We start from the raw sequence: 24,506 nt of genomic DNA, 5'->3' as shown, positions 1-24,506 counted from the left end.
GCGGGCCCGCTTACGGGTAGATCGGCTGTCCGAAATTAACGTAGAACTCGGCCGGCGAGCCGAGAAGCGGCATGGCCGGGCGCGGCGCAACGGCAAGCCGCTGTGCGCTGTGCGTGATGCACGGTGGAAAAAGCATGGCTGCTCCTGAGCTAGGAAGTCACTCCGAGATATGTGCCAGGTGAGTAACCACCACTGTATGCACTGGATCACATTCCCGCAATAGAAAATGATAATTTCACCAGATGGTATTTTGGCCGGATTCCGGAGCCTTTTATTCCATTCCCGGAATCCGCTGATGAGCCTGCTTTTATCAGGATCGCACCGGGCGCCATTCCTGTCCTGATGCCACTGCAGCGCCCTCCTGTGCGACTCTGCGCGCATCGGCACTTCGTCCCGAAACCTTCTTGACAGTGATTGGCGTCTCGTCCTAGAGTTTTCATAAAGCAAAAGCTAACTTCCATAAAGCGGAATCTTTGGAAGATGTTCTTGAAGGGAAATCCAGTGTCCTACACTCTGAACTGCTCGATCCTCCTCACCGAGTTGCCGCTGCTGCAGCGCGCGGATGCCGCCAAGCAGGCGGGTTTCGACAGCGTCGAATTCTGGTGGCCATTTGGCGAAGCCGCACCCTCCGGCAAGCAGGTCGACGAATTTCTCGCCTCGCTGGCCAACGCGGGCGTCCAGCTGGACGGATTGAACTTCTTCGCCGGCGACATGCCGGCAGGCGACCGCGGACTGGTTTCATGGCTGGGGCGCGAGTCCGAATTCAAGGACAATGTCGACGCGGTAGTGGCGATCGCCGAAGCTACCGGCTGCAAGGCCTTCAACGCCCTGTACGGCAACCGCATCGAGGGCGCCGGCCCGGCGGCCCAGGATGCGCTGGCCTTGGAGAACCTGGTGGCCGCGGCCCAGGGCGTGGCCAAGGTCGGCGGCACCGTGCTGATCGAGCCGGTCTCCGGCACGGAAGCCTACCCGCTGAAAACTGCGGCCCAGGCGCTTGCGGTCGTCGAGGCTGTCAAGGCCCAGGGCGAAGGGAACATCGCGCTGCTGGCCGACTTCTACCACCTGTCAGTCAACGGCGATGACGTCGCCGCCGTCATTGAAACGCATGCCAAGGACTTCGGCCATATCCAGATCGCCGATGCGCCGGGCCGCGGAGCTCCGGGCACCGGGGACCTGCCGCTGCAGGACTGGATCAAGCGCTCGCGCGAGTTGGGCTACACCGGCAAGGTCGCCCTGGAGTACAAGCAGGGAGCGGCCACCGCCTTCGACTGGCTCCAGAGCGCCAGCAGCAGCGCCGCAGTCTAGAGAACACCTTTTCGCACAAGAATTTTTGGAGAATCACATGTCGCAGAACATCGCCTTCATCGGACTGGGCATCATGGGCCTGCCGATGGCCAAGAACCTGGTCAACGCCGGCTATCACGTCACCGGCTACAACCGCAGCGACAAGGCCGGCAATGAGCTGGCCGCCGCTGGCGGAACCAAGGCCGCCTCCATCGCGCAGGCAGTGGCCAATGCGGACGTGGTCATCACCATGGTCCCGGATTCCCCGGACGTCCAGGCCGTCACCCTCGGCGCGGAGGGCGTCTTCGCCAATGCGAAGGCCGGAGCCCTGTGGATCGACAACTCCTCGATCCGTCCCGACGTAGCCGTCGACCTTGCGGCCGCGGCCCGCGACGCCGGACTGCGCCCGCTCGATGCCCCGGTCTCCGGCGGCGAGTCCGGCGCGATCGAGGGCGTGCTGTCCATTATGGCCGGCGGCGAGCAAGCTGACTTCGAGGCGGCCAAGCCGGTGCTCGAAGCGGTGGGCAAGACCATCGTGCTGGTGGGTCCTTCGGGCTCCGGGCAGACCGTCAAGGCGGCCAACCAGCTGATCGTCGCGGCCAACATCCAGGCCCTGTCCGAAGCGGTGCTCTTCCTCGAAGCCTATGGCGTGGACACCGACGCGGCGATCAAGGTCCTCGGCGGCGGCCTGGCCGGCTCCAAGGTGCTTGACCAGAAGGCCCAGAAGATCCTGGACCGCGAATTCGCCCCGGGCTTCCGCCTGGCCCTGCACAACAAGGACATGGGCATCGTGACTTCCGCGGCCCGCGAAGCCGGTGTCGTGCTGCCCCTGGGCGCACTGGTCGCCCAGCTGGTCACCTCCACCGTGGCTTCCGGCGACGGGACACTGGACCATTCGGGCCTCTTCCGCGGGGTGCAGCGCCTGGCCGGAAAGATCGACGCCCCGGTCCCTGCCTAGCACCACCAAATCTTCCTACGGCGGGGACAACTAGGTAACCCGCTTCTTCAGCTAGCGGCCGCGCAATACCGGCTACGCTCCGGTGCCGCCGGACCCTTGGTACACGGCAGGGGCCCAACGCACCGTACCCGATGCGCAATGGGCTTTGTTCCAGTTCATCGCCGCTAGCTGGTGCTCAAGGAAGCGGCGTTGTGGTGACTCATGCACCTTGGCTTCCCGCCGTAGGTATCCTTCTTTTCCTCTTCTCGTTCCAAAGGACGTATTCCCATGCCTAAGATGCGCGCAATCGACGCCGTCGTCCAGATCCTGGCCAAGGAGGGCGCCACCGAGGCGTTCGGCCTGCCAGGAGCCGCGATCAACCCGCTGTACTCGGCCATGAAGGCCCACGGCGGCATCCGCCACACCCTGCACCGCCACGTCGAGGGTGCCAGCCACGCCGCGGACGGCTACTCGCGGGCCACCGGCAAGATCGGCCTGTGCCTGGGCACCTCCGGCCCTGCCGGCACCGACATGATCACCGGCCTGTACGCCGCGATCGCCGACTCCATCCCGATGCTGTGCATCACCGGGCAGGCCCCGACCAATGTGCTGCACAAGGAGGACTTCCAGGCCGTGGACATCGAGTCCATCGCCAAGCCGGTGACCAAGTACGCCTCGACCGTGCTGGAGCCGGGACTGGTTCCGGGCACCTTCGCCAAGGCCTTCCAGATCATGCGCTCGGGCCGCCCGGGCCCGGCCCTGATCGACCTGCCGATCAACGTGCAGATGGCCGAAATCGACTTCGACATCGATGCCTACGAGCCGTTGCCGGTTCAGAAGCCGAAGGCCACGCGCGGCCAGGCCGAGAAGATCGTGGACCTGCTGCTCTCCGGAAGCAAGCCGATCATCATCGCCGGCGGCGGCGTGATCAACGCCAACGCCAGCGCGCAGCTGGTCGAACTCGCCGAGGAACTGGACATCCCGGTCTCCCCGACCCTGATGGGCTGGGGCGCCATCCCGGATGACCACCGCCTGCAGTCGGGCATGGTCGGCATCCAGACGCACACCAAGTACGGCAACCAGACCTTCCTGGAATCGGATATGGTGCTGGGCCTGGGCAACCGCTGGGCCAACCGCCACACCGGGGATCTGGCCACCTACCGCGCCGGACGCAAATTCATCCACGTGGATATCGAAGGCACGCAGATCGGCCGGGTGTTCTCCCCGGACCTGGGAATCACCTCGGATGCCGGCGCCGCCATCGAGGCCATCCTGGAAGTCGTGCGCGAGCGCAAGGCCGCCGGCACCCTGCCGGACTACTCGGCCTGGGCCAGCGAGTCCACCGCCCGCAAGTCCACCGGGCACCGCAAGACCAACTTCGAGAACGTGCCGATCAAGCCGCAGCGCGTCTACCAGGAAATGAACGCCGCCTTCGGCCAGGACACTACCTACGTGTCCACCATCGGGCTCAGCCAGATCGCCGGCGCGCAGATGCTGCATGTCTACAAGCCGCGCAACTGGATCAACGCCGGACAGGCCGGCCCGCTGGGCTGGACCGGACCGGCCGCACTGGGCGTCGTGCGCGGCAAGCCGGGGGAGAAAGTCGTGGCCCTCTCCGGAGACTACGATTTCCAGTTCATGATCGAGGAGCTGGCCGTCGGCGCCCAGTTCAAGCTGCCGTACGTGCACGTGGTGGTCAACAACTCCTACCTCGGACTGATCCGCCAGTCGCAGCGCGCCTTCGAGATGGATTACCACGTGTCCCTGGGCTTCGATAACATCAACTCCCCGGAAACCAACGGCTACGGCGTGGACCATGTGAAGGTCGCCGAGGGCCTGGGCTGCAAGGCCGTGCGCGTCGAGGATCCGAGCCAGCTGGCTGCCGGATTCGCGCAGGCCAATGCGCTGGCCGAAGAGCACCAGGTGCCGGTTGTGGTGGAAGTGATCCTGGAAAAGGTCACCAACATCGCCATGGGCGCGCAGCTGGATGCAGTCAATGAATTCGAAGACCTGGCTTTGGACGCCGCCGATGCACCAACCGCGTTGGTGCCGATGGCAGCCTCGGCCACCGTGGGTGCGTGAAAGGGCAGTCGTCGCTGACCTCCAACCCGCAAAGTTTGGCGCGGGGCACCGGTTCACCAATACGGGTGTGCCCCGCGCCACAACAACCTAGACTTGGCATAGAGCTGCCGAGCCCCAAGAACACCTAGCAATTAACGAGTAGGAACACCTCATGAGCATCAACGAAGCTGTTGGCCGCACATCGTCCCCGACCACCACCGGAACCGCCTATGACCTGGTGCTGCGCGGCCAGCAAGTGCTGACCGCGCAGGGCATTGCCCCGCGCGAAATCGGCGTGCGCGACGGAAAGATCGTCGCCGTGCAGGAATTGGGTGCCGGACTGGCCGCAGAGCGCGTCATCGAGGTGGCCTCCGACGAGGTCCTGCTGCCCGGACTCGTTGATACCCATGTGCACGTGAACGAGCCAGGCCGCACCGAATGGGAAGGGTTCGAGTCGGCGACCAAGGCCGCCGCTGCCGGCGGGGTGACCACCATCGTGGACATGCCGCTGAACTCCATCCCGCCCACGGTGAACCTCGAAGCGCTGGAAATCAAGCGCGCGGCCGCTTCCAAGAACGCCTATGTCAACGTCGGCTTCTGGGGCGGTGCCATCCCGGGCAACAAAAAGGATTTGCGCGAGCTGCACGAGGCCGGAGTCTTCGGGTTCAAGTGCTTCCTGCTGCATTCTGGAGTCGACGAGTTCCCGTCCCTGAGTGTAGGCGAGATGGAAGAGGACATGGCCGAACTGGCCTCCTTCGACTCGCTGATGATCGTGCACGCCGAGGACTCCGATATCATCGGCAACTCCCCGCAACCGGTGGGCGGCAAGTACGCCGGCTTCCTGGACTCGCGCCCGCGCGATGCCGAGAACACCGCCATCGCGCAGGTGATCGAACGCGCCCGCACAACCGGAGTGCGCGCCCACGTGCTGCACCTGTCCAGCTCGGATGCGCTTGAGATGATCCGCGAGGCGAAGGCCGAGGGCGTGCTGCTCACCGTGGAAACCTGCCCGCACTACCTGACCTTGCTGGCCGAGGAAATCCCCGACGGTGCCACCGCCTTCAAATGCTGCCCTCCGATCCGCGAGAACGACAACCGCGAGCTGCTCTGGAAGGGCCTGGAAGAAGGCGTCATCGACTGCATCGTTTCGGACCATTCCCCGTCCACCATCGACCTGAAGGATGTGGAGAACGGCGACTTCGGCGTGGCCTGGGGCGGAGTGGCTTCGCTTCAGCTGGGGCTGCCGCTGATCTGGAGCGAGGCGAAGAAGCGCGGGCTGAAGCTGGAACAGGTCGTGCAGTGGATGGGCCTGAATCCCGCGAAGCTTGCCGGACTGGGCGCCAAGGGCAGCATCGAGGTAGGCAAGGACGCGGACTTCGCGGTCTTCGCTCCTGAGGACACCTTCGAGGTGGACGTCCAGAAGCTGCACCACAAGAACCCGATCTCCCCGTATCAGGGCAAGACGCTGAGCGGCGTGGTCCGCCGGTCCATCATTGCCGGGACCGACGTGGATTTCCGGAATCCAACGGGTCAGCTGATCCGCCGCGAGAGCTAGGAACCGGTACCTCGCAGAGCCCCTGTCCTCAGGACGGGGGCTCTGCCGCGCCGTGGGCAATAATAGCCCCGGCGTGCTTTGGCCACCACAGATTCGCAGCGTATTCACCGGTGGTACGCAGGCTATTTCCTTGGCGCATAACAAACAGGTATCGATTGGATGTGGCGTTAAAGGATTGGGCTGCCCAGCTCATAGACTGTCAGCACTATGGGGATAGAGCAGCCGTCACTCTGAATACAGGAAATGGGTATGAACGCGATTACTGCTGCTTCGATAATGAGCAAAGAAGTCGACGATCTGGCGTTGGGCGAAGTGGTTCAGGTGTCGCTGGTTCTCGGCGCGATCCTCATGGTTGTGCTCCTTGCCTTCGGGCTCAAGACCTATGCCCATTGGCGCCGGCATGCCAACGGCACTCCAGCTGATCGGCGTCCGGCCGAGCGTGATGAGGCTCCGAGTCCAGCAAGCGGTACCCGGCAACTCCCAGCACCGCGGATTGAAGTGCTTTCGGCGCTCGGGGACCTGCGCCGGACAAGGGCCTTGAACCGCGGTTTAGAGGACAGCAGATGAGGACAGGGATTCGGCCGGCCGCAACGGGATAGTTAGTCAAGGACAGGATTGGTAGTCTCAAGCCCATGCAGGGCCGCACTTGGCTTGGCCCGCGCGATAACGGGCTGGAGGTATAGCGGTGGTTGACGCATCCCGGGTCCACCCGGCCTTGCCACGCTTCCTGCGCTGGGCAGATCCCGAGTCACGCCTCTTGCTGGTGCGCGCAGCGCCCGAAACCGGACGGATCTGGTTCGCGAAATCCTGGATGGGGGACCGGAAGGGTGCCGTCCATGATTTCTCGGAGCGGCCATTCGAGGTGCTGGAAGAACTCGAGAAGATTTCCCTGCTGCTAGCCCGAGACCCGCAACTCCATGCCGCAGTGGTGCTTGCACCGGGGCATACGGTGTGCTGAGGGTTTGGTTGACACTTCGACCGCATGACCAAGCTTTGGTTATGCGCAAACGAAGGAACAAAAGCCATGCCAAGAATCTTCACCGAAGAATTCAAGAAGGCCGCAGTCGCTCTCGTCGAATCAGTGATGTCGCAGAAGCAAGTCGCTGCGGATCTGTGAGTCTCAAAGACAGCACTGCAAACTTGGGTTCGCGATGCCCGCTACCAATCCCACGGATTCGCCCCATCCTCCGATGCTGACGAATGCAAAGAAATGATCCAGGCTCTCAAACGGATCCGGGAGCTCGAATTGGAGAACGAAGTGCCGCGCAAGGCTGCAGCCTACTTATCCCAGCCGCACATCCGTTGCCCAATATATTGGGCCCGTTCGTCCAAGAATTAGTCGCCAGAACAGGCAGTAAACGCATTTCTGTGGCGGTGACGCGCCGGGTCTTGGGATTCAGCACCCAGGCGTATTACAAGTGGCTGAAGAAGCCCGTCTCTGAGCGGCGGGTGTGGAGGCTGTGTCGTGAGGCTGCAATCCGCTTAGTGATCAGTCAACACAAGCGCAAGCACGTTCCGGCAGGCCCTGTGGTGCATGATGACCTTAGTGCAGCGGAACTTCACCGCCGAGCGACCCAACCAGTTGTGGTTGACCTATATCACCGAGCACCACACGAGTGAGGAAAGACTATACCTATGCGCGATCAAAGACGTCTTCATCAACCGAATCGTTGGCTATTCAATGGATTCGCGGATTAACACCCAACTGGCTGTCAACGCCGTGGAAATGGCAGTGGCGCACCGAGGCCATCCGTGTGGGGTCACAGTTCACAGCGACCGTGGCAGCCAATTCCGATCCAGGAAATTCACCCAGGCTCTCGAGTGTCAGGGGCTGGTTGGTTCGATGGGCAGGGTTGGGGCAGCTGGTGACAATGCGGCTACGGAGTCGTTCTTCAGCATGCTGCAGAAGAACGTGTTGGACCGTCGCTGGTGGTCCTCCCGCCAGGAACTTCGTCTGGCCATTGTTGGGTACCTGGAGGGGAGGTATAACCGCAAGAGCAGGCGACGAGGTTTTGGGGAAAATGACCGCGAGCCAGTTCGAGGCTATAATGTTCGAGTCTGTCGCTCTGGCAGAGTAAACCTTCGTGTCAACCAAACCCTCAGCAGACCCCGCAGCAGGGCTATTCCTCAACCTGCGAAGCCCCTGGTGGTTTCAACTTTGGTGACCTGGAAGCGGATGAATGGGCACACCTCATGCCCAATTCGAGGATGACCTCTCCATTCGGGCCGCGTGCGTGCCCGCTGGCCAGCTGCTGTGGCATGCCTTTCCTGATGATGCAGGAAGGCGTTTACCTGGCAGGATCAGACCCCTACTTCCACGATCCCACGGACATGAAAATCACGTATGCCAGAGTCGGCAAGATCGACAAGCTCTACGACTCCAATGGCAACTACATCGTCGCCCAGTTGACCGAAGCATTGTATTCGGAATTCGAGTTCCACGAAGCCCAAGGTCACTCCCTGCTGGTCAAAACCGGGAATGTGGTGAGAAGGGAAAACCGCTGGGCAAACCGGGTGCTACCGGCAATTCCAGCGGCATCCACGTCCACCTCCAGACCAACAACCCGAAAACCTCAGGTTTCGACCGCCCAGCAATCAACAACGGCAATACCTATGACCCGGTATCGATCCTTCGACAGCAAAAAGTGAACATCCAAAGCCCCCCCAAACTCATGAGCCTCGCCCTGGTGGCGGCACGCGTTACAGAGCTGGCCGGATGCACCAGTGCGGGAACAGACGCCGAACCTATCAGTTTCCCGCCCATGACGGCTATGCGGACACCAACTGCCAGTAGCCCCTCCCTAAGCAGCGGCCCCAAGCACGGGGATGCTGTGGATGATCCCGCCAAAATCGAATTGGCCAAGCAAAGCAGCAATGTTCATGACCACCTGGAAACCGAACAAGGACTTCAACCGCACCGCAGCTGAACTGCGCGCCCGCAAGCTCATGACCAGCGAACGGGACAAAGAGGTCATCGGCTCGGAACGGCCCGCGACCGGTGTTGAATGGTTGACAGCCGCAGAAAAGAAGGCGACCAGCAAGCCCTCGGTGAAGCTGATGGCAGAGCGCCACGAGCCAGACCGTTGCGGTCACCGCCACCTGGCAATGGGTCACCAAGAACGGAGTATCCTGGGCTGGGGAGGGAATCAGACGTTCTTCTCCACTTTCACCGACACCGCACCGTACAAGGTTCACGACTACGTTTCATTGAGCAAATAAGCAGCCTGGACGGCGCTGCCGATTTGCCTCTTGGAAAAGCCAAAGCGACATGAGAACTACAGAAAGATTCTGCGGGCCCGCATTCTCGAGGTTCTATGCGTTACGACATGCACCGCTGGCAGCAAAAATGGTACGGAATCCTCCGCTTATCGTGCGGTCCAGCATGTCGGCAAACCGGAGATACGGATTTACAGCTAGGCTAGTTTCGTTTGCTAGATTTTCAGATCCAACCACTGGGCGGCGAATCGTTTTTTCCCCCAAGAATAACGATTCCCAGTGGGCCCGCTGGTTTTCCCCAAAAACTTGCGGGTTGCTTTCCTTGCCGATGAGAAGACCCCGCGTGCATTGACAGCGGGGGTCTTCTCATCAAGGGACTGATGCTGGTTATGCAGCCACACACCCAAGAAGTGTTCTTCTTCAGCATTACAGGCCGTAGATTCCCAAGCAGACCATTGGCTGGCATTCAGTCTCCCAATACCAGTGTGTCATCACCATTCGGCGATTCTTCCCATGCTTCTTCGACCACCTGGATCAAATGAGTGACGGAACTAAGGATTTCCGGTGATTCCGATGGGCCCGATAACAAACCATCTCTGTATCTTTTCAGCGCTTCATACAAGGCGTAGCTGGAATCATCATCTTCCATCCGGATAGTGAGCGAGTATGGAACGAACTGTTTGTCAGAATCCATGATTCCTGCTTGATTGTCGTGTCGGAGAACTATCCGCGGCGTATTTGATTGGATGGGCGCTCAGCCGAGATACCGAAGACGTATCTCTCGTGAGAGGTTTGGCTGTTATCGGAATACTTCTAACTCTGCATGCTGTTGGAAGCCGTAAACAGCAAATGGTACTCATGTGTTTTCTTCAGCCATGCGCTTCGAGGCGCGGGTATGTCTGTTGGCCTGCGCGTAGCCAGCGCGCCAGACGAATGCAACTGCCGCTAGAAGCACAGCGCTCAGGACTACGGCCCACCACGGAAAGCCAGGTAGTTCGGATTTTTCTGCTGCGGCGAGTTCATCTGCTAGTGGAGTCGGTGTTACTCGCACTGCATTGACGAGAATCCTGTGGCTGTTCAGCCCGAGAGGAGTGCAGGTAACAAGTGTCAGCATGTCGGTATTGGCGACAGGGAGTATAGCTTCGGTTTCGTCTGGGTCAATGACCACCGTTTTTACAACTTCGTAGGTTAAAGTCTGATCGAGCACCGAAACAGTTAGGCGGTCTCCGATCTGTGCCCGATCCAGATGGGTGAATAGCGTAGATTCCGGTAGTCCGCGGTGCGCTGTCAATACAGAACGGGTTTCATTTCCACCGACCGGCAGCGAAGTTCCCTCCAGATGGCCAATGCCGCGTTGCAGTGTTTCGTCACTTGTGCCGTGGTAAATAGGAAGGTCAATGTCGAGAGATTCATATCGAAGGCGCCCCATGAACCCGTTGCCGGTGGTGTCCAGCATTGAATCGTAGTCCAACTTTTCTTCAGCGACGTTGATGTCACTGCTGGCGATGTTCTCATTAGCTCGGTATACGGCGCCACTAGCTAAGGCGTCATTGTACTCATGGGCGCGGCTAATCTGTTCTGCCCGATATGCTGCGTCATTGGTCGGAGCTTCTCGCATCTCGTTGAGCGCCATCTCAGTCACGCGGGACTGCTCGCGCTGCGAGAACCATGACGCCGTGCGAGGATACATGAAAGTCATGACTCCTGCGAGGATCAGGATGGCCGCGAGGCTCTCCAGCCAGGGCAGCTTCCAACTCCGATGGCGCCCGCTGTGCGGTGCGTGACGCCTAAGTCTCGATGTACTCACTAGTTTTCCTCATAGGTGGTGAAATAGATTTGGCGGCGGCACATGAATGCACCGCCGCCAAATTCTGGGCCTTTATACGTTCAGGCCAGCTGGAGCTTAGGCATCCTGCTTGTTGTTACGGCGACGGGCTGCGAGGAGGAGTCCTCCGCCTGCGGCAACGATTACCAGTCCGCCTACGGTCAGCAGGATCGTGCCCTGAGCACCGGTCATCGGAAGATCTGGACCTTCAGTCTTGGCGTTCACCACGGTCATCGAATTGACATTGTTCTCACCCGGGGTGATGGTGACAGGATTGTCGATTGGCGTTGCGGTGTGGCCAGCTGGAACCACAGTTTCATAAACGCAGTAGTCCTTGGATGGGGCAGGCGCCGCTGGACCGTTGTCAACGTTGGTGATCCAAAGGCCCAGAGGGCTGCTGGCTGGGGTGGTGTGGCTCCACTGCACAAGACCGTTGGCATCGGAGGTGCCGGTGGCCACGGTGCCATTAGCTGGAGCTTCTGCCGGGCAGGTCTCACCGGTGAGGTTGAAGACCTGGAACTCAGCGCCTGCCAGCTTTAGCGCGTTGGGCTTGGAATCATCGGTCTTCAGAATCGAGAGTTGTCCCCAATAGGTGTAAGGAACTTGTTCGCCTGGAACCGTGGTGCCGTTGAAGGTGCTCTTGTAATCGTCGTTCGGGATAGCCCCGTTGCCGACAGAAAGCACGGTGGTGTCGAAGCTAAGAGCGATGCTTTCGCCCATATTCGCATCGAGCACTGCGCGGCCAGCTGCGGTGAAGGTCCACACGGCGTTTCCAGTGACGTTGTAGTGGGTTCCTTGAACAAGTGGCGTACCTCCGACCGTGGCAACTGTCGACTCAGCTACGTAGCGCAGGCGGGAATCGAGGGCGTCGCGAACGATGGCTTCAGTGAACTTCTCGCCATTGTTAAGGGTAGGTACTGGAACGTTCAGCGTCCAGGTCACATCGCTGCCTACGGTCAGTTCGGACTGTGCAGGATCGATGGTCTTGGTTGGTTCATCCAGGATCTGGTTCTTCGGGTCGGCTACTACGTTGTAGTTCCAGCCGCTGCCTTCGGCACCTTCAGAGGTAGGGATCGAAACATAGAAGTCCGGGACCTTGGAGACGATGTTGTTTTGGCCTGGGTCAGTTTCGCGAACGAAGTAGACACCTAAGTCCAAGTTGAAAACAGTAGAGCCATCCACTGTCGACTGGGCAACATCGGTACCTGAAATCAAGCAGTACGGCGCGGAAGGAGCAGCTGGTGCTGAGTTGAACAATCCGTTCAAGCCGTTCCAGTCGGTAGCCGCAGACAGATCGATTGGATCACATGAATTCCCTGCGTTGAGCTTACCGACCTGCTGCACGGTGAATTCAACCCCATCAAGCAAGTTTTCGGGGTCAGGAGTTTCCCCAGTGCCAACGGGTGAACCCGAATACTTGTTCACCGTCAGGGTGCCGCTAGACGGAGCGCCCGGCTGGTCGGGGCCCACAGCTGCAAAGGCAGGTGAACCAAGAAGCAGCAGCCCGCTAGCTGCGATCGAGATGGCTCCAATGGCGGCGGTTGCGCGCCTTAGGAGCGGATTCTTAACGGTCATTGTTTTTCCGTTTTCCTTTCGTTCCCTCACCGCGCATCGGGTTCGGGTGGACTGATGAATTGTTCTTCGAGTGGATTCGAGATGAGGGATTAGTGTGCGCATGATGCGGGTTTTACAAGGAGGTATTGATGTTATGAAACCCCCTGACGGCGTTTGCGCAGACGGATAAGCCCTGCACCAACAAGACCCGCGGCCAGGATCCCGCCACCGAGCATGCTGTAGAAATCACTGCCTAGCCCGCCAGTCAGTGGTATTGCCGGGCCCTCGCGCCGGGTGTTCTCAATTGGGCCGAGGTCGAGAGTCAGGGTATCGGCAGATACTTCAAACACGAGTGGGTTTTCGAGTGGGTAATAGCCAGCTGGTGCTTTGGTTTCTTCCAACTGGTATTCTCCCCATGGCAATTCAGGTATCTTGAAGCCGCCTGCCCGCGGATCACGGTCTGCACCGGTGCACGAAGAAGCTTCCTGCGCGGTGCAGTCCTGGATTGCTAGCCCCTGCCCGCCATTGAAATTCGATGGCCCGGTGAGCGTCCACTGCGATCCGGAGAGGGCCTTGCCGGCCTCGTCGATCTTTTCCCAGTGAACTGCTCCGCTCTTGGGCTTATTGGTGAAGGTGCATTCAGCAACGTCACCTGGTTTAAGACCTGTCAGGACTGAAGCCGCTGAAGAGAGGCTTTTTTCTGCTTTGGCTCCGCCGGCACTAGTCACCGAGCACACACCGCTGACGAAGTCGTACCCGGTTTGCATGGTCTCGCTGATAGTCACGTTGGCAGTGGCCGTAGGATTGTTCGGAAAATTAATAGCCCATGGTGTCGCGACCTCGCCATCGGCACCAGTCAGCGCGGTTGCCGGGGTGCTGATGCTGGTTCCAGAACTGCTTCCGGCTGCCAGGGTGGCGCCTACGGTCCAGTTGTTGGCTGGTTTAGGGTTCTGTCCCTTGAAATCCTGAAGGTGCTTTCCGATTGATACGCTTGCCGGTTTCAAGCTGTTGACGAACGTGCAGTCAACTACGTCCCCAGGAACGATTCCAGCTGCAGGATTGTTGTCCGGACCGGTCAAAGCGATAGTCGTTTTGGTTCCGTCAAGCTTGGTCACGTCGCATTTTCCGCTAGCGAATTTGTAACCGTCCTGCATGACTTCACGTACTTTCAGGTCAGCTTTGTGGGTGCTTGCACCGAATTGGAAACGCCATGAGGACGATCCTTCCGCATTCGTCTGCTGCGTAGTTGCTGATGGGCTAGAAGATACGGAGCCGGTTACAGATTGCGCAGCAGCGCCTACAGTCCAGTTCCTTCCTGGCTGAGGGTTCTCACCTTTTGAGTCGGTGACTTGCTTGTGGACGTTCACTTGCGCGATGAGCGGTGAATTGTAGAACCGGCATTCCACTGCTTGGCCGCTGGAAGGAATCGTGATTTTTCCTGCAGTACCTGTGCCTTGAACGGTTTGAACGCCATCGACCAGACAACGGTAGCTAGAGGCGTAGTTGCTTAGGGTTGTGGTTCCTGCGGCGGTTTCCGCGAAATGCAGTTCGACATTGCGTACAGTCGGCAGGGGACCAACACGCTCGGGCTGCTGCCCATTAGCGTTGCCAGTAGTTGTTGCCGTGCCGATGACAGTGCCGCTAGCGCTTCCCTGGCGTAGGGACAAACCGAATTGATCACCTGATGCTACACGTCCACCTTCAACAAACTTCTCAATGGTGATGGTCGGCGGTGATCCGCATGATGCGAGGTCCGTACTTCCGCCGAAATTCGAGCTCACGACGGTTTTCGGATTGCTCCACCCAGGCATGTCATAAGATTGCACAATATCGCCCGAGCTCAGATAACCCTTGCCGTCGGCGTCGAAGGCAACACCGTTGACGTTGGTCGTGGTGTTATTAACCGTGTTACTGACTGACGAAGTTATAATTCCGCCATTCGCAGACGCCAGATTAGCTGCCGTCACAGAGTATATGGTCGCAGTGCTTCCGGAGCCACGGACAACGAAGAGGTTTCCGTTCGCATCGAAACCCATGTCGCCGTTCGCCGCAGCGGTGGATCCAGTATCTGTAGCGATCCGCCCTTTGTAAGAGATCGCATTTGTCGCAGGATTGTATTCCCATAGCTGGAATGACCGTGTGCTATTGCCGGTAGGGGTGTAGCCGCCGATGTAATAGCGACCGGTGCCCAGATCGACTGCTCCTGCAACGAATACTGCCGAACGATTCAGTGTGCTGGAGTTTACCGCAGCGCCGGTGGTGGACCAGGAACCTGTGTTGACGTCGAAACGGTAAACCGTGGCACCTAGCGTGTCCGTGCTGCGGTGGTAAGCGAATACTGTGGATCCGCCGGCACCGATTCCTAGGCCGTTCATCTGCATGTTTGCCTGGTTGACAGCACTGCCCAGGTTTGAAACAGCTCCATCTGGTGCAACGGCACGGATTTGTCCAGCAGAGGTCAGCCCGTAGACATATCCGGGACCACAGATTGGGGAATAGGTTGCCGCAGCTCTAAGAGCTCTGGACTCCACTACGGAAGCACCCGACTCTTTGGCTGTTGGTTCCGAAGAACTTGGCTCTGGCTCAGGGTCAGTGGTTGACTCGACCGACTTCGAGCTGGAGGGGGACGGCGCTGGTGTTTCCGAAGGATTGTTCAGGAGAGCCGAGGGGAGCGATTCGTCGGTTATGCCCGACGACTCTTCCAAGGAGGAGCCCGATGGCTGCGCAGATTCGGAAACTTCAGGGCCGGCAGTGGACGCTGGACTCTGGGATGCCATTACTGAAAGTTCGCCAGTGTCGGAAGTGGTGCTGGACAATGGCGTGGCAAATGCGGCCCCGGAGTACTGAAAACTTAGGCTTCCGATTGCAACGAGAGCTGCGCAGAAAATGAGCCAGTTCCGAGCTCTTCGGTGCTGAAGAACATCCCGGCCTTGGGAGTTTCTTGGCGCTGGCAGGCCGCTAGGCAACTTGGTTCTGCCGTTACTTTTGCGAGTGCGACGATTCTCGTAGTGCTTGCCCAGCATTTATCGTTCCCCAACTGATGAAAGGCGTGGGGAAGAATGTCACTAGGAAAAGGAAACAAAACCAGAGAGAACTCGCATTAAGCGTTTAACGAAAAATCCCCAAGGTAATAAATCCAGGCCCCCACACCTGAATGTATGATTCGGGATCAACCTACCAAGGAGTTGATAAATAGTCATCTTTGGACTTAGTAACATTTCGTAATAAAGTTTGCTCTCATGCATTTCGATGGGTGCATTCGGGGCCGCTATCCTAGGCCCGACCAAGGGCGTCGATGAGTTGTCCGGTGTCCAATTTGGCATAGCCTCCGCCCACGTCGGATTAACTGGTGGAAGGGCGTTCTCGCAGCTATTTCTACTTCCTGAGAGGGGCATCCTTCCGAAAACTGGCAAGCATTTCGGCGTGGAAAGAGGGTGGGCTTGATACCAGGCTTGTCGAGCTGGTTAGTGAAGTCGTTCGGCGCTATGTGCGCGATGGCATCAACGTCACCGAGCTGATGTTTCCCAGTTGCGCGTTCGGCGATGACGACTTGGAGAATTTCGCGAAGTTCAGTGAGTGCCCTTATTGGCCGAGGTCGGCTGACGGAACGATCGATTCTAAGTCAGATTAAATCTACCTATAGCGGTCAAACCCGGTCACCTCGATCATGAAGAAAGTGGCTGGAACTCTGGACGAAGCCGGTCCGGTGCTCACCATGGATGTGCGATCACCTGCCAACGAAGATCCGAGGGGGACGTCCTGATCCCGGCCAAGATTACGGGCAGCTTCTGAACGTTGTTGACCGCCTGAACATCTGGAATTTTCGGGGCATCGCATCGTCCAATCGGGTTTCGACAGACGAATTGGTGTAGCGGTACATGAAGCAGGAACCTGAAAATTATTCCTTGGAAATCGGGCGTTGGGAAGGCGCAGGTTCCATGCGCAGCAGATCCGTGAGCAAGGAACTGCGAAATGCCGAGGGCCATTCGCTGCTGCATGTCTCCGCTACCCCACTTCGTTGATGGACGACAGCGTAGGGTCCGCATTGGAGGGGGCTTCGAGCCAATTTCCTGCTACTCGCCAGGATGCGGACCAGCCGTGGAATCTATACGAACTCCGGCTCGAAGAAAAAATTCCAAATTAATACGGATTCTTGCGTCATGATTCCCTTTTCCGCGTATCTAAGTGGTGTAGGCGCTGAACTGGGCAACAAGGAATTATGAGGTTTCGAGACGTCCAGTTGTCTTATGGGGAAGATGCTGACGGGTGGGCGAGTTGCAAGTTTGGGGGATGGAACTCGCCCACCTTTCGGGATTTTCAGGTCCATTTCACAGATATATTGGAAAAATCCTGATATGTTCTAAAGGATGAAAATGGCGCCCAAACTCGGGCGGCATCGTCGACGGGGCGCAGGTTGCCGTTAGTCGGACCCAGGGGTTGGGGAATCTTTGGGGGGCGGCTGCGAGCACCTGCCTTGTCGCACGAAACGTTATGGGGACGTAGTGACAATTGATTCTGGGGCACGCTTTACTGAAGTCGGCGATGCAGATTTAATTCGTGGTGTTAGGACAGGAAGCCGCGAAGCCCAGGACCACCTGTATCGACGGCACAAGCAAGTGGCGCTGAATGTAGCGTTCAGGCATACGAACTCTCCTTCCGACGCCGAGGATGTTGTCTCTGAAGCTTTCTTGCGGGTCTTCCGCATCATCGAGCGTGGGGCAGGACCGGATGAGTTCTTCCGCGCCTATTTAATGACTGCGGTATCCCGTGAAGCTTTTTCCAGGAATAAGTCGGCCACGAAGCAAATTGCTGTCGAGGATGTCCAGGAATTCCTTCCAGGCGATGCACACGCGGACGAAGCGATGGAACGCCATGAATCCAACTTTGCCATCGCTGCGTTCAATGCCTTGACCGAACGCTGGAAGACGGTGCTGTGGCTCACCGAAGTAGAGGAACTGCCGCCGAGAGACGTCGCGCCAATTCTAGGAATGACACCCAACGCGGTTTCAGCATTGGCGGTACGGGCGCGCGAGGGATTGCGTGAAGCCTATTTGGCCGCGCACATGAATGGTCAGTCTGGGGTTCCTGCAAATTGCGCCGACATTCGAGAGCATTTGCCTGCCTTTATCCGAGGTACGTTGGGGATCCGGAACGAGCGTGATGTCAAAGAGCATTTGAAATCGTGCCCGAACTGCGCAGTAGTGTTCGGGGAATTGAACGAAATCGGTGCCACGTTGCGCGCTTATGTCCTTCCTCTGTTTGTTGGCGGGATAACTGCGCTGGGGATTCCTGCCTCGGGAGGTATTGCTGGAATGGGATTTTCAGCTGCCTCAGCAACGGTGTCTGCGGGAGCTACTGCTGGTACAGCATCCGCTGATGCATCGGGCGCCGGATTGAGCATAACGGGAGGAAGCAGCCTGGCCGTCACTTTGGGCATTGGGTTGGTGAGCGTCGCCGTAACCGCGTCCGCTATCGGCCTGATACCGAAACTGATTGTTCAGGAGGAAAGGGAACGGGCCGCACCGTCCAGCGCGGACCAGACCCAGCCGCAGGTGCAAGGTGTTGAAGCCCCGATAGCTGGGGCCCAGCCACCCGTCGTAATGAGCGGTGCCATGTTCTTACGAGACATGATTGGGCAAATTGTTCCTGATGCGAAGGACGATCCAGCAATCACAAACCAAGTGGAGTCGCCATTCAGTAATCTATTTGTCCCGCTGACACATGTGCCAGCGGCTATGCCGTCGCCTGAAGAGATCTCTGAATCTACTTTTGATTCGACTCCGGAACCAACTCCGGAACTGACAGTTGAGCCGACTCCGGAACCGACGGTGGAGCCTACGGTTGAGCCGACTCCGGAACTGACGGTTGAGCCGACTCCGGAACTGACGGTTGAGCCGACTCCGGAACCGACTCCGGAACTGACGGTGGAGCCTACGGTTGAGCCGACTCCGGAACTGACGGTTGAGCCGACTCCGGAACTGACGGTGGAGCCTACGGTTGAGCCGACTCCGGAACTGACGGTTGAGCCGACTCAGGAACCAACCCCTGAACCGACGGTGGAGCCTACGGCTGAGCCGAGCGCTGAGCCGGAAGACGGCCAAGACGGGTCTGAATTCCAGGTCGCCATGACACAAGAGGAAGGCGGATTCTTTGCGAATTACACCTTCGATATCAATGGAGCTTCAGAAAGCGATCCCATAAGTTTCGAGGTGCGGCTCAACTGGCTTTGGCTGGATAACATGACCTACGAGGGGAATTGCGTTTCTTCGCACGTAAGAGCCAATTCATTCAGGCTTACCTGCGAAGGCCCAGCGACGTTAAAGTTGAAGCAGTTCTACCTGCTTGGGGACCGGACTATCGCATTTGAGAGCCGAGGGAACTCGAAGGAGAGGTTCGAATTCGAGATTCCAGGACTCTAGGCGCAGTCCGGCAGTCCGGCTGTCCTGCAACGGCCATTCCATGCCCAGGCGGAATGCGCGCCGCGGCTAGGATCGACGCATGACAGAAAATTGTGCTCCTGAGCTGCCTCCCGTCGATGTAGAAGCTGCTGAACAGATGTGGTTTGAGTATCTGGCGAGCAAAGGGATTCCGCGGGCCGATGCACCGCACCATGTCGCCGAATCCTTCGGGGACCATCCCGCGCTTGCTGATGAGCTTTTGAATGAAATGCTGCACGGAACCAAGCGAGCGACTTCGTCTCTGGCTAGCGACTACGTCTATTACAACGAACGTGTCCCGCAACCTGAAGACCACTGCATTGTTTGCGATGGACAAGGGCAGCCGCGGGCGATTTTGCGAGTGCTCTCCGTCGAGCGCTCCTCGTTCTTCGAGGTAGACGCGCAGTTTGCCGCGGCCGAGGGCGAAGGGGATCTCTCGCTGGAATACTGGCGCGCAGAACATGAAAAATTCTGGCGCCGTACGCAGAAATCAATAGGAATTGATTGGAAACCTGAATACACCGGCAAAGCCGGGGGAGAACTGATCTTGGAGCGCTTTGAAATTTGCTGGCCAGAGGCGCATGCCGACTAGCCGGCCGAACTTCGTCACGTGCGCCTGCTGCCGAGACTGCGCTGGCGTAGGGTGGGGACAGGGGGCTTCCCGTGAACGAAGCCCGGTCAAGAAAGGTTGAACATGTCGATTGTCGTCATCAATGTCCTGTCGGTTCCCGGCGAAGCTGGACCGGAGCTGGAAAAGCGTTTCGCTGCCCGCAAACATGCGGTGGATTCCTCGCCAGGCTTCGAAGGGTTCAAGCTGCTTCGCCCGGTCAATGGTGGAGACAAGTACTTCGTGTCCACCCAGTGGGCAACCCGCGAGGACTTCGAGAACTGGCGTACGCAGCGCGCTGACGCGGCGCATGCTGGCAGCGATGCCAAGAAGCCAGTGGCCACTGGCGCTGAACTTCTGGAATTCGAGATCGTCGAACTCTAGGCATTCCAGTACGCAGGAAAACGTCTCGATGCCATCGTGGTATCGGGGCGTTGCCTGCATCCAGGGCCTTTTGCCTACCCGCGCATTTTGAAGCGGCGCCGTGCGGAATCGGCCAGCAACGCAGCACCCAAGGCGATGCAAAGCAGTGCGCCGATCAAGAAGGTCATGTTGATGCCTTCGGGACTGGCCTCGCCATTGAACCCAGGGTGGGTGGCGATAATGGCGGCGGAAATCGCCGTGCCGAAGGAGGACCCCACGGTACGCAGCACCTGGTTGAAACTCACCGAGCTGCCTAGCTCCTTGGTTGCCACGCTGCGGGCGATCAACGCCGGCATGGCCGCATAACTTGCGCCCATGCCGATGCCGAAGACCAGCATGCTCAGCAAGATCTCCCAGAGCGCGGAGTGGAGCAACCAGAGCATGGTGCCTGCTGCGGCCATGATGATCGCTCCAATGGGGAGCATGACCTGGATGCCAACGCGTTTTGCCAGTATGCGAACCGTGCGGTTGGCGGCCAAGCTGCCTACCGAGAGCGGGAAGATGACAAAGCCTGCCCAGAAGACCGGGAGGCTCAGCCCGTACCCGGTGGCCGCATCTGCTTGGGCTACCAGTGAAGATACGGACATGCCGATATACAGTGCTGCGCCAAGGGCGATGGCCGAGATGTTGGCCAAGAGGACTTCGCCCTGCTTGAGCGTGCGCAGATTGACCAGTGGGTGGCCACGGCGGTTTTCCACCCGAACCCAGATGATAAGCACGATTGCCGAAAAAGCGCCCAAAGCGATGGTGGTGGGCGAAGCCCAGCCCCACTTGGGCCCCTCGGATATGGTCAGCAGCAGGGAAGCGAGCCCCAACGCCAGCAAGCCGGAGCCGATGTAGTCGAAGGGACGTTTCTCGGCGTAGGTATCGGGGCCCGCCGGAACTACCTTCCACACCACGCAGAGGGTGGCCAGTACGAATGCCGCACCAAACCAGAAAGCGTAGGAGTAGTCGAAAATGCCGGCGATGATGCCGGTCAATGGATAGCCTATGCCGATTCCAGAAGCTACCGTCACCGACAGGGCGGAGATGGTGTTTTGCACGTGCTCGGCCGCTACATAGCGCCTGGCGATGGCGATGGTGACCGGAACAATGCCGTAGGACAGTCCCTGGAGCACGCGTCCGGCAAGGAACACGCCAAAGGTCGGTGCGGACGCTGCCATGACCGAACCCAGGAACATGGCCGCCAGCGAGGCGAGCAGCAGCCGCTTCTTATGCGGTCCATCGCTGAGGCGTCCCATGATGGGTGTTGCCACGGCGCCGGCCAGGAGATTCACGGTGAGCATCCACTGGGCGGCGGCAATATCGACATTGAACCGCTGGGAAATCGAGGGGACCAGCAGCATGCCCAGCGAGGAGACAATTGCTGTGGCCAGCGCGGCAAAGACCAGTGTGGGCACCAGCGGGCTCTGGCTAGTTGCGATGCGGCTCATGGGCGGACCGCCGGATTGATCTTCTTGAGCGCGGGCACAGCGGCGCGGATCAGGGAAAGGTCCTCGCCGCTCAGGTTATCGTCCATGGCTTGCATCAGCGCGGTCCGGCCGAGCTGGATTTCATTCTCCAGCTTCTGGCGGCCTGCCTCGGTGAGCTGGAACCAGAGCTTGCGGCGGTCGGATTCATCGCGATGCCGCTCGATCAGCCCGAGGCCTTCCAATTCCTTGGTTGTCAGCGAGATGGCTTGCTGGCTGACGCCGATGGCCTGGCTCATCTTGGCGGCACTGGCCCGGCCTTCGGTGGCCAAGGCATGCAGGATGCCCAGTTTGCCAGGGGAAATGGACCGCGCCGTGCGAATCAGGTTCAGCAGTGGAGAGAGCGCCTCGAACATCTGCTGGGGAAGGTCTGCGGGCTGGGGATCGATTTCCATAGCTATAGAATACAATTAACTTGTACAAGCGTCTTGTGGAATAGTCGTGAGACTGGGCACTGTCCCCGATCCATCGGGCGCAAAAAAGCAGCCCTCGCCCGCAGCTGGTGAAGATGCGGGCGAGGGATTTCTTGCCTGGCTCAGCTGGTGCGAGGAGCGGCTACTCCTTCGCCTTGACCGCCAGCACCGGGCAGTCGGCCTCGATCAGGATGCGCTGGGCGATGCTGCCCATGAGCAGCTTGCCAACGCGCGAGCGCTTGCGCAGCCCCAGCACAATCAACGTGGCCGCATGCTCCTGCTCCGCTTGGAGGACGAAGTCGGCGGCGTCGTGGACGGTGCCGGCGTGAGGCAGGATCTGCAGCGGAACCCCGAGATCCAGCAGGGCATCGAGGTCGATGCCCAGGTGCTCCTCGGTGATCGGTTCCTTGTCCAGGTTCGCGATCAGCAGCCGGTCCTGGGCCTTGTGGGCTTCGGCCAGTCCGCGCCGTATGGCCAAGCGGCCCGCGGCCGTATCGCTGTAGCAAGCGATTATTGCCATGGTGTTCTCCTAGTGGATTTCGGGATCAGAGCCAGGTGGCCAGCAGGCCCTGGGGCAGGTCGATGGGAAGCAGGGACGGCAGGGCCAGCATCAGGATGAACAGCACCGCCGTGTAGATCATCGTGGTCTTCATCTTGGCGCGGGCCACGATGAGCAGGAAGGCCGGCACGAAGATCGAGATGGCCGCGAGATATCCCACCAGCGAGGTGAGGATGAGGAACCCCGCCATCCAGCCGAAGGTCCGCAATGCGAAGGACGCATCGCTGGTCCACTTGGGTCCCCAAACGGAGCTGCGGCCATCGCCCGCTCCGGTGGTTCCCGCCGGGTGCCCGCCAGCCGGCGACGCGCCGGCACCCGGATCGATGCCCGGCTGCCGGTTTGTGGCCGTTGCCTGGGCGGCGCCGGCAGGCGCAGTCCCTGCGGCCACGGGTACCGCTTCGGCTGGCGCGGTGAGGTAGGCGGAGGCCGCGATGACGACCTGCCGGTCCGAGGCCATTGCGGCCTTGCGGGTGCGCAGTTCCAGAGCCAGCAGGATTCCGGACATGATGACCCCGACCCAGCCGACCAGCTGCGGGACAAGTTTCGCATCCGGGGAGTAGCTGGAAGAGAGCAGCAGTGAACCGGCGAAGCCCACCAGGAGCACCGCGGCCGCGGCCAGCGACCACACCGAGTTCTTCAGCGGCGCTTCGGCATCCGGAGCGCTATCCGACTTCGGATCGTCGTCGGTGCCGAGCTTGCGGCGGGAACGGACCCACTTGAAGACGTTCCAGAGGATCGGCAGCACGAGCACGGCGATGAACACCATGGTTCCCGGGCGTAGCATCCACTCGAAGCCCTCGTACAGGCTGTCGGTCAGGAAGTAGTAGCGCTCCATCGGGATCGCCAGCACGAAACCGATGAGGAAGGGGGCCCGCGGGAAACCAGTGGACTTCAGCACCCACCCGGCCACGCCCAGCAGCACCATGACCCACAGGTCTCCCAGCTGCCCACCGTCCTGGAAGGAGCCCAGGAGCATGATGACCACCAGGCCGGCGGCCAGGATCGAGAAGGGGACCTTGGTCAGCGAGGACAGCGGACGCACGGTCAGGAAGCAGAACAGGGCGCCGAGCACGGAGGCGATGGCGAAGGCCCAGATGATCATGTACAGCAGGTCCAGGTGCTCGTTGATGATGCTCGGGCCCGGCTGGATGCCGTAGGTCAGCAGCATTCCCAGCAGCATTGCCGAGGGCACGCCTCCGGGGATGCCGAACAGGAAGGTCGGGATCAGGTCGCCGGCTTCCACCGAGTTGTTCGCGCTTTCCGGGCCGACGATGCCGCGCGGGTCGCCCTTGCCGAATTTGCGCTTGTCCTTGGCGGTAGCCACGGCCTGGCCGTAGGCCAGCCAGGTGCCTGCGGTGGCGCCCACGCCGGGCAGCACGCCGGCCCAGATGCCGATCAGCCCGCCGCGCAGCACCTGGGACCAGTGGCCCAGCCACTCGCGGATGCCCGAGCCCCAGCCGCCGGTGACTTCGACGCTCTGCTTGTCGCCGCGGCGCTGGCTGGCTCGCGAGGCGATCTCGGCCAGTCCGAAGACGCCCAGGGCCACTGCCACCAGCGACAGCCCGTCGCCCAGGAACAGCGATCCGAAGGTGAAGCGTTCCTCTGCGGTGGTCGGCGCGGTGCCGATCATGCCCACTAGCAGGCCGGCCAGGCCGGCTGTCAATCCCTTGATCACATTGCCGCGGGAAAGCACCGCGGCCAGGGCGACACCCAGCACCGTGAGCATGAACAGCTCCGGGCTGGCGAAGGAGAGGACCAGCGGGCGGGCCAGCGGGATGGCCAGGGTCAGCCCGACCGCGCCGATCAGCCCGCCGGCCATCGAGGAGAGGAAGGCCAGGGACAGCGCGCGCTTGGCTTGCCCCTTGCGGGCCATGGCGTAGCCGTCGAGCATGGTGACCGAGGCGGAGGCGGACCCCGGGGCGCCGAGCAGGATGGCCGAAACCGTATCGGAGGTATGCACCACCGCCAGTGCGCCGATCAGCAGGGCCAGGGCCGAGGCCGGGTCCATGCCGAAGGTGATGGGCAGCAGGATGGCCACGGCGGCAGTGCCGCCAAGACCGGGGATCAAGCCCATGACCAGCCCCGAGATGACGCCGATGAGCAGCATGAGCAGCATGCTCGGGTCGGCCAGCGAGGCCAATGCGGCCAGTGCGGATTCCAGCATTG

Annotated in this window: 20 protein-coding genes and 1 pseudogene; 13 read left to right on the top strand and 8 right to left on the bottom strand. The window is 60.0% G+C overall.

Annotated features, from left to right (window positions below):
* Nucleotides 1-501 precede the first annotated feature (501 nt).
* The 9 genes and pseudogenes from ACIOTL_RS02675 (at nt 502) to ACIOTL_RS02635 (ending at nt 9,056) form a co-directional block, all read left to right on the top strand.
* A complete protein-coding gene (locus tag ACIOTL_RS02675; RefSeq protein WP_400341685.1) occupies nt 502-1,305 on the top strand; it encodes a hydroxypyruvate isomerase family protein in 804 nt (267 codons plus the stop codon).
* Nucleotides 1,306-1,330: 25 nt separating this feature from the next.
* Nucleotides 1,331-2,242, top strand: coding sequence for a 2-hydroxy-3-oxopropionate reductase (locus ACIOTL_RS02670; RefSeq protein WP_400341683.1), 912 nt, complete (start codon nt 1,331-1,333; stop codon nt 2,240-2,242).
* A gap of 267 nt (nt 2,243-2,509) precedes the next feature.
* Nucleotides 2,510-4,303 (top strand): glyoxylate carboligase, encoded by a 1,794-nt coding sequence (gene gcl / locus ACIOTL_RS02665; RefSeq protein WP_400341682.1) that lies wholly within the window; start codon nt 2,510-2,512, stop codon nt 4,301-4,303.
* A 151-nt stretch (nt 4,304-4,454) separates the two neighbouring features.
* Nucleotides 4,455-5,837 carry an allantoinase AllB gene (gene allB, locus ACIOTL_RS02660; RefSeq protein WP_400341680.1) on the top strand — a complete coding sequence of 461 codons (1,383 nt, stop codon included), beginning with the start codon at nt 4,455-4,457 and terminating at the stop codon, nt 5,835-5,837.
* Nucleotides 5,838-6,086: 249 nt separating this feature from the next.
* Nucleotides 6,087-6,404, top strand: coding sequence for a hypothetical protein (locus ACIOTL_RS02655; RefSeq protein WP_400341678.1), 318 nt, complete (start codon nt 6,087-6,089; stop codon nt 6,402-6,404).
* Between the two features lie 118 nt (nt 6,405-6,522).
* Nucleotides 6,523-6,795 (top strand): hypothetical protein, encoded by a 273-nt coding sequence (locus tag ACIOTL_RS02650; protein ID WP_400341676.1) that lies wholly within the window; start codon nt 6,523-6,525, stop codon nt 6,793-6,795.
* 66 nt (nt 6,796-6,861) lie between these two features.
* Nucleotides 6,862-7,915, top strand: a pseudogene (locus ACIOTL_RS02645) (IS3 family transposase).
* 130 nt (nt 7,916-8,045) lie between these two features.
* Complete coding sequence (locus ACIOTL_RS02640) at nt 8,046-8,486, top strand: hypothetical protein (protein ID WP_400341675.1); 441 nt, start codon at nt 8,046-8,048, stop codon at nt 8,484-8,486.
* Nucleotides 8,487-8,717: 231 nt separating this feature from the next.
* Complete coding sequence (locus ACIOTL_RS02635) at nt 8,718-9,056, top strand: hypothetical protein (protein WP_400341674.1); 339 nt, start codon at nt 8,718-8,720, stop codon at nt 9,054-9,056.
* A 463-nt stretch (nt 9,057-9,519) separates the two neighbouring features.
* Here the strand turns inward: ACIOTL_RS02635 and ACIOTL_RS02630 are convergent, their stop codons facing one another.
* The 4 genes from ACIOTL_RS02630 to ACIOTL_RS02615 all read right to left on the bottom strand — a co-directional run bounded on the left by ACIOTL_RS02630 (nt 9,520) and on the right by ACIOTL_RS02615 (nt 14,813).
* The gene (locus ACIOTL_RS02630) at nt 9,520-9,747 is read right to left on the bottom strand and encodes a hypothetical protein (protein ID WP_359195296.1); all 228 of its coding nucleotides are present in this window, start codon (nt 9,745-9,747) and stop codon (nt 9,520-9,522) included.
* 162 nt (nt 9,748-9,909) lie between these two features.
* Nucleotides 9,910-10,860, bottom strand: coding sequence for a class C sortase (locus ACIOTL_RS02625; RefSeq protein WP_400341672.1), 951 nt, complete (start codon nt 10,858-10,860; stop codon nt 9,910-9,912).
* A gap of 96 nt (nt 10,861-10,956) precedes the next feature.
* Nucleotides 10,957-12,453 carry a SpaH/EbpB family LPXTG-anchored major pilin gene (locus tag ACIOTL_RS02620; protein ID WP_388024915.1) on the bottom strand — a complete coding sequence of 499 codons (1,497 nt, stop codon included), beginning with the start codon at nt 12,451-12,453 and terminating at the stop codon, nt 10,957-10,959.
* Between the two features lie 131 nt (nt 12,454-12,584).
* Nucleotides 12,585-14,813, bottom strand: a complete 2,229-nt coding sequence (locus ACIOTL_RS02615) for a SpaA isopeptide-forming pilin-related protein (protein WP_388024917.1) — start codon at nt 14,811-14,813, stop codon at nt 12,585-12,587.
* A gap of 211 nt (nt 14,814-15,024) precedes the next feature.
* On the opposite strand from ACIOTL_RS02615, the gene ACIOTL_RS02610 reads away from it, so the two are divergent.
* From ACIOTL_RS02610 to ACIOTL_RS02595, 4 genes are all read left to right on the top strand, one after another.
* Nucleotides 15,025-15,279, top strand: coding sequence for a hypothetical protein (locus ACIOTL_RS02610; protein WP_400341670.1), 255 nt, complete (start codon nt 15,025-15,027; stop codon nt 15,277-15,279).
* Nucleotides 15,280-16,934: 1,655 nt separating this feature from the next.
* Complete coding sequence (locus tag ACIOTL_RS02605; RefSeq protein WP_400341668.1) at nt 16,935-18,851, top strand: sigma-70 family RNA polymerase sigma factor; 1,917 nt, start codon at nt 16,935-16,937, stop codon at nt 18,849-18,851.
* Nucleotides 18,852-18,930: 79 nt separating this feature from the next.
* Entirely contained in the window at nt 18,931-19,461 is a 531-nt protein-coding gene (locus ACIOTL_RS02600) for an ASCH domain-containing protein (protein WP_400341667.1), read from the top strand.
* Nucleotides 19,462-19,563: 102 nt separating this feature from the next.
* Nucleotides 19,564-19,860: an antibiotic biosynthesis monooxygenase family protein gene (locus ACIOTL_RS02595; RefSeq protein ID WP_388025965.1), complete on the top strand. Its 297-nt coding sequence runs from the start codon at nt 19,564-19,566 to the stop codon at nt 19,858-19,860.
* Nucleotides 19,861-19,934: 74 nt separating this feature from the next.
* Here the strand turns inward: ACIOTL_RS02595 and ACIOTL_RS02590 are convergent, their stop codons facing one another.
* From ACIOTL_RS02590 to ACIOTL_RS02575, 4 genes are all read right to left on the bottom strand, one after another.
* Entirely contained in the window at nt 19,935-21,332 is a 1,398-nt protein-coding gene (locus ACIOTL_RS02590; RefSeq protein WP_388025963.1) for an MFS transporter, read from the bottom strand.
* Nucleotides 21,329-21,763: a MarR family transcriptional regulator gene (locus ACIOTL_RS02585; RefSeq protein WP_400341665.1), complete on the bottom strand. Its 435-nt coding sequence runs from the start codon at nt 21,761-21,763 to the stop codon at nt 21,329-21,331. Before ACIOTL_RS02585 ends, ACIOTL_RS02590 begins: the two co-directional genes overlap by 4 nt.
* 160 nt (nt 21,764-21,923) lie before the next feature.
* Nucleotides 21,924-22,301 carry a universal stress protein gene (locus ACIOTL_RS02580; protein WP_400341663.1) on the bottom strand — a complete coding sequence of 126 codons (378 nt, stop codon included), beginning with the start codon at nt 22,299-22,301 and terminating at the stop codon, nt 21,924-21,926.
* A 25-nt stretch (nt 22,302-22,326) separates the two neighbouring features.
* Complete coding sequence (locus tag ACIOTL_RS02575; protein WP_400341662.1) at nt 22,327-24,504, bottom strand: tripartite tricarboxylate transporter permease; 2,178 nt, start codon at nt 24,502-24,504, stop codon at nt 22,327-22,329.
* Between the last annotated feature and the right edge of the window lie 2 nt (nt 24,505-24,506).

Source organism: Glutamicibacter sp. NPDC087673, assembly GCF_044743255.1.
Lineage (GTDB): Bacteria > Actinomycetota > Actinomycetes > Actinomycetales > Micrococcaceae > Glutamicibacter.
Note: the sequence above shows the minus strand (reverse complement) of the source record. Positions and strands in the feature narration are given on the sequence as shown.

Excerpts from the sequence above, each read along its gene's own strand:
- gcl (WP_400341682.1), top strand. The coding sequence starts at position 2,510 with ATGCCTAAGATGCGCGCAATCGACGCCGTCGTCCAGATCCTGGCCAAG.
- allB (WP_400341680.1), top strand. The coding sequence starts at position 4,455 with ATGAGCATCAACGAAGCTGTTGGCCGCACATCGTCCCCGACCACCACC.
- ACIOTL_RS02655 (WP_400341678.1), top strand. The coding sequence starts at position 6,087 with ATGAACGCGATTACTGCTGCTTCGATAATGAGCAAAGAAGTCGACGAT.
- ACIOTL_RS02640 (WP_400341675.1), top strand. The coding sequence starts at position 8,046 with ATGACCTCTCCATTCGGGCCGCGTGCGTGCCCGCTGGCCAGCTGCTGT.
- ACIOTL_RS02635 (WP_400341674.1), top strand. The coding sequence starts at position 8,718 with ATGACCACCTGGAAACCGAACAAGGACTTCAACCGCACCGCAGCTGAA.
- ACIOTL_RS02630 (WP_359195296.1), bottom strand. The coding sequence starts at position 9,747 with ATGGATTCTGACAAACAGTTCGTTCCATACTCGCTCACTATCCGGATG.
- ACIOTL_RS02620 (WP_388024915.1), bottom strand. The coding sequence starts at position 12,453 with ATGACCGTTAAGAATCCGCTCCTAAGGCGCGCAACCGCCGCCATTGGA.
- ACIOTL_RS02615 (WP_388024917.1), bottom strand. The coding sequence starts at position 14,813 with ATGCAGATGAACGGCCTAGGAATCGGTGCCGGCGGATCCACAGTATTC.
- ACIOTL_RS02600 (WP_400341667.1), top strand. The coding sequence starts at position 18,931 with ATGACAGAAAATTGTGCTCCTGAGCTGCCTCCCGTCGATGTAGAAGCT.
- ACIOTL_RS02595 (WP_388025965.1), top strand. The coding sequence starts at position 19,564 with ATGTCGATTGTCGTCATCAATGTCCTGTCGGTTCCCGGCGAAGCTGGA.
- ACIOTL_RS02590 (WP_388025963.1), bottom strand. The coding sequence starts at position 21,332 with ATGAGCCGCATCGCAACTAGCCAGAGCCCGCTGGTGCCCACACTGGTC.
- ACIOTL_RS02585 (WP_400341665.1), bottom strand. The coding sequence starts at position 21,763 with ATGGAAATCGATCCCCAGCCCGCAGACCTTCCCCAGCAGATGTTCGAG.
- ACIOTL_RS02580 (WP_400341663.1), bottom strand. The coding sequence starts at position 22,301 with ATGGCAATAATCGCTTGCTACAGCGATACGGCCGCGGGCCGCTTGGCC.
- ACIOTL_RS02575 (WP_400341662.1), bottom strand. The coding sequence starts at position 24,504 with ATGCTGGAATCCGCACTGGCCGCATTGGCCTCGCTGGCCGACCCGAGC.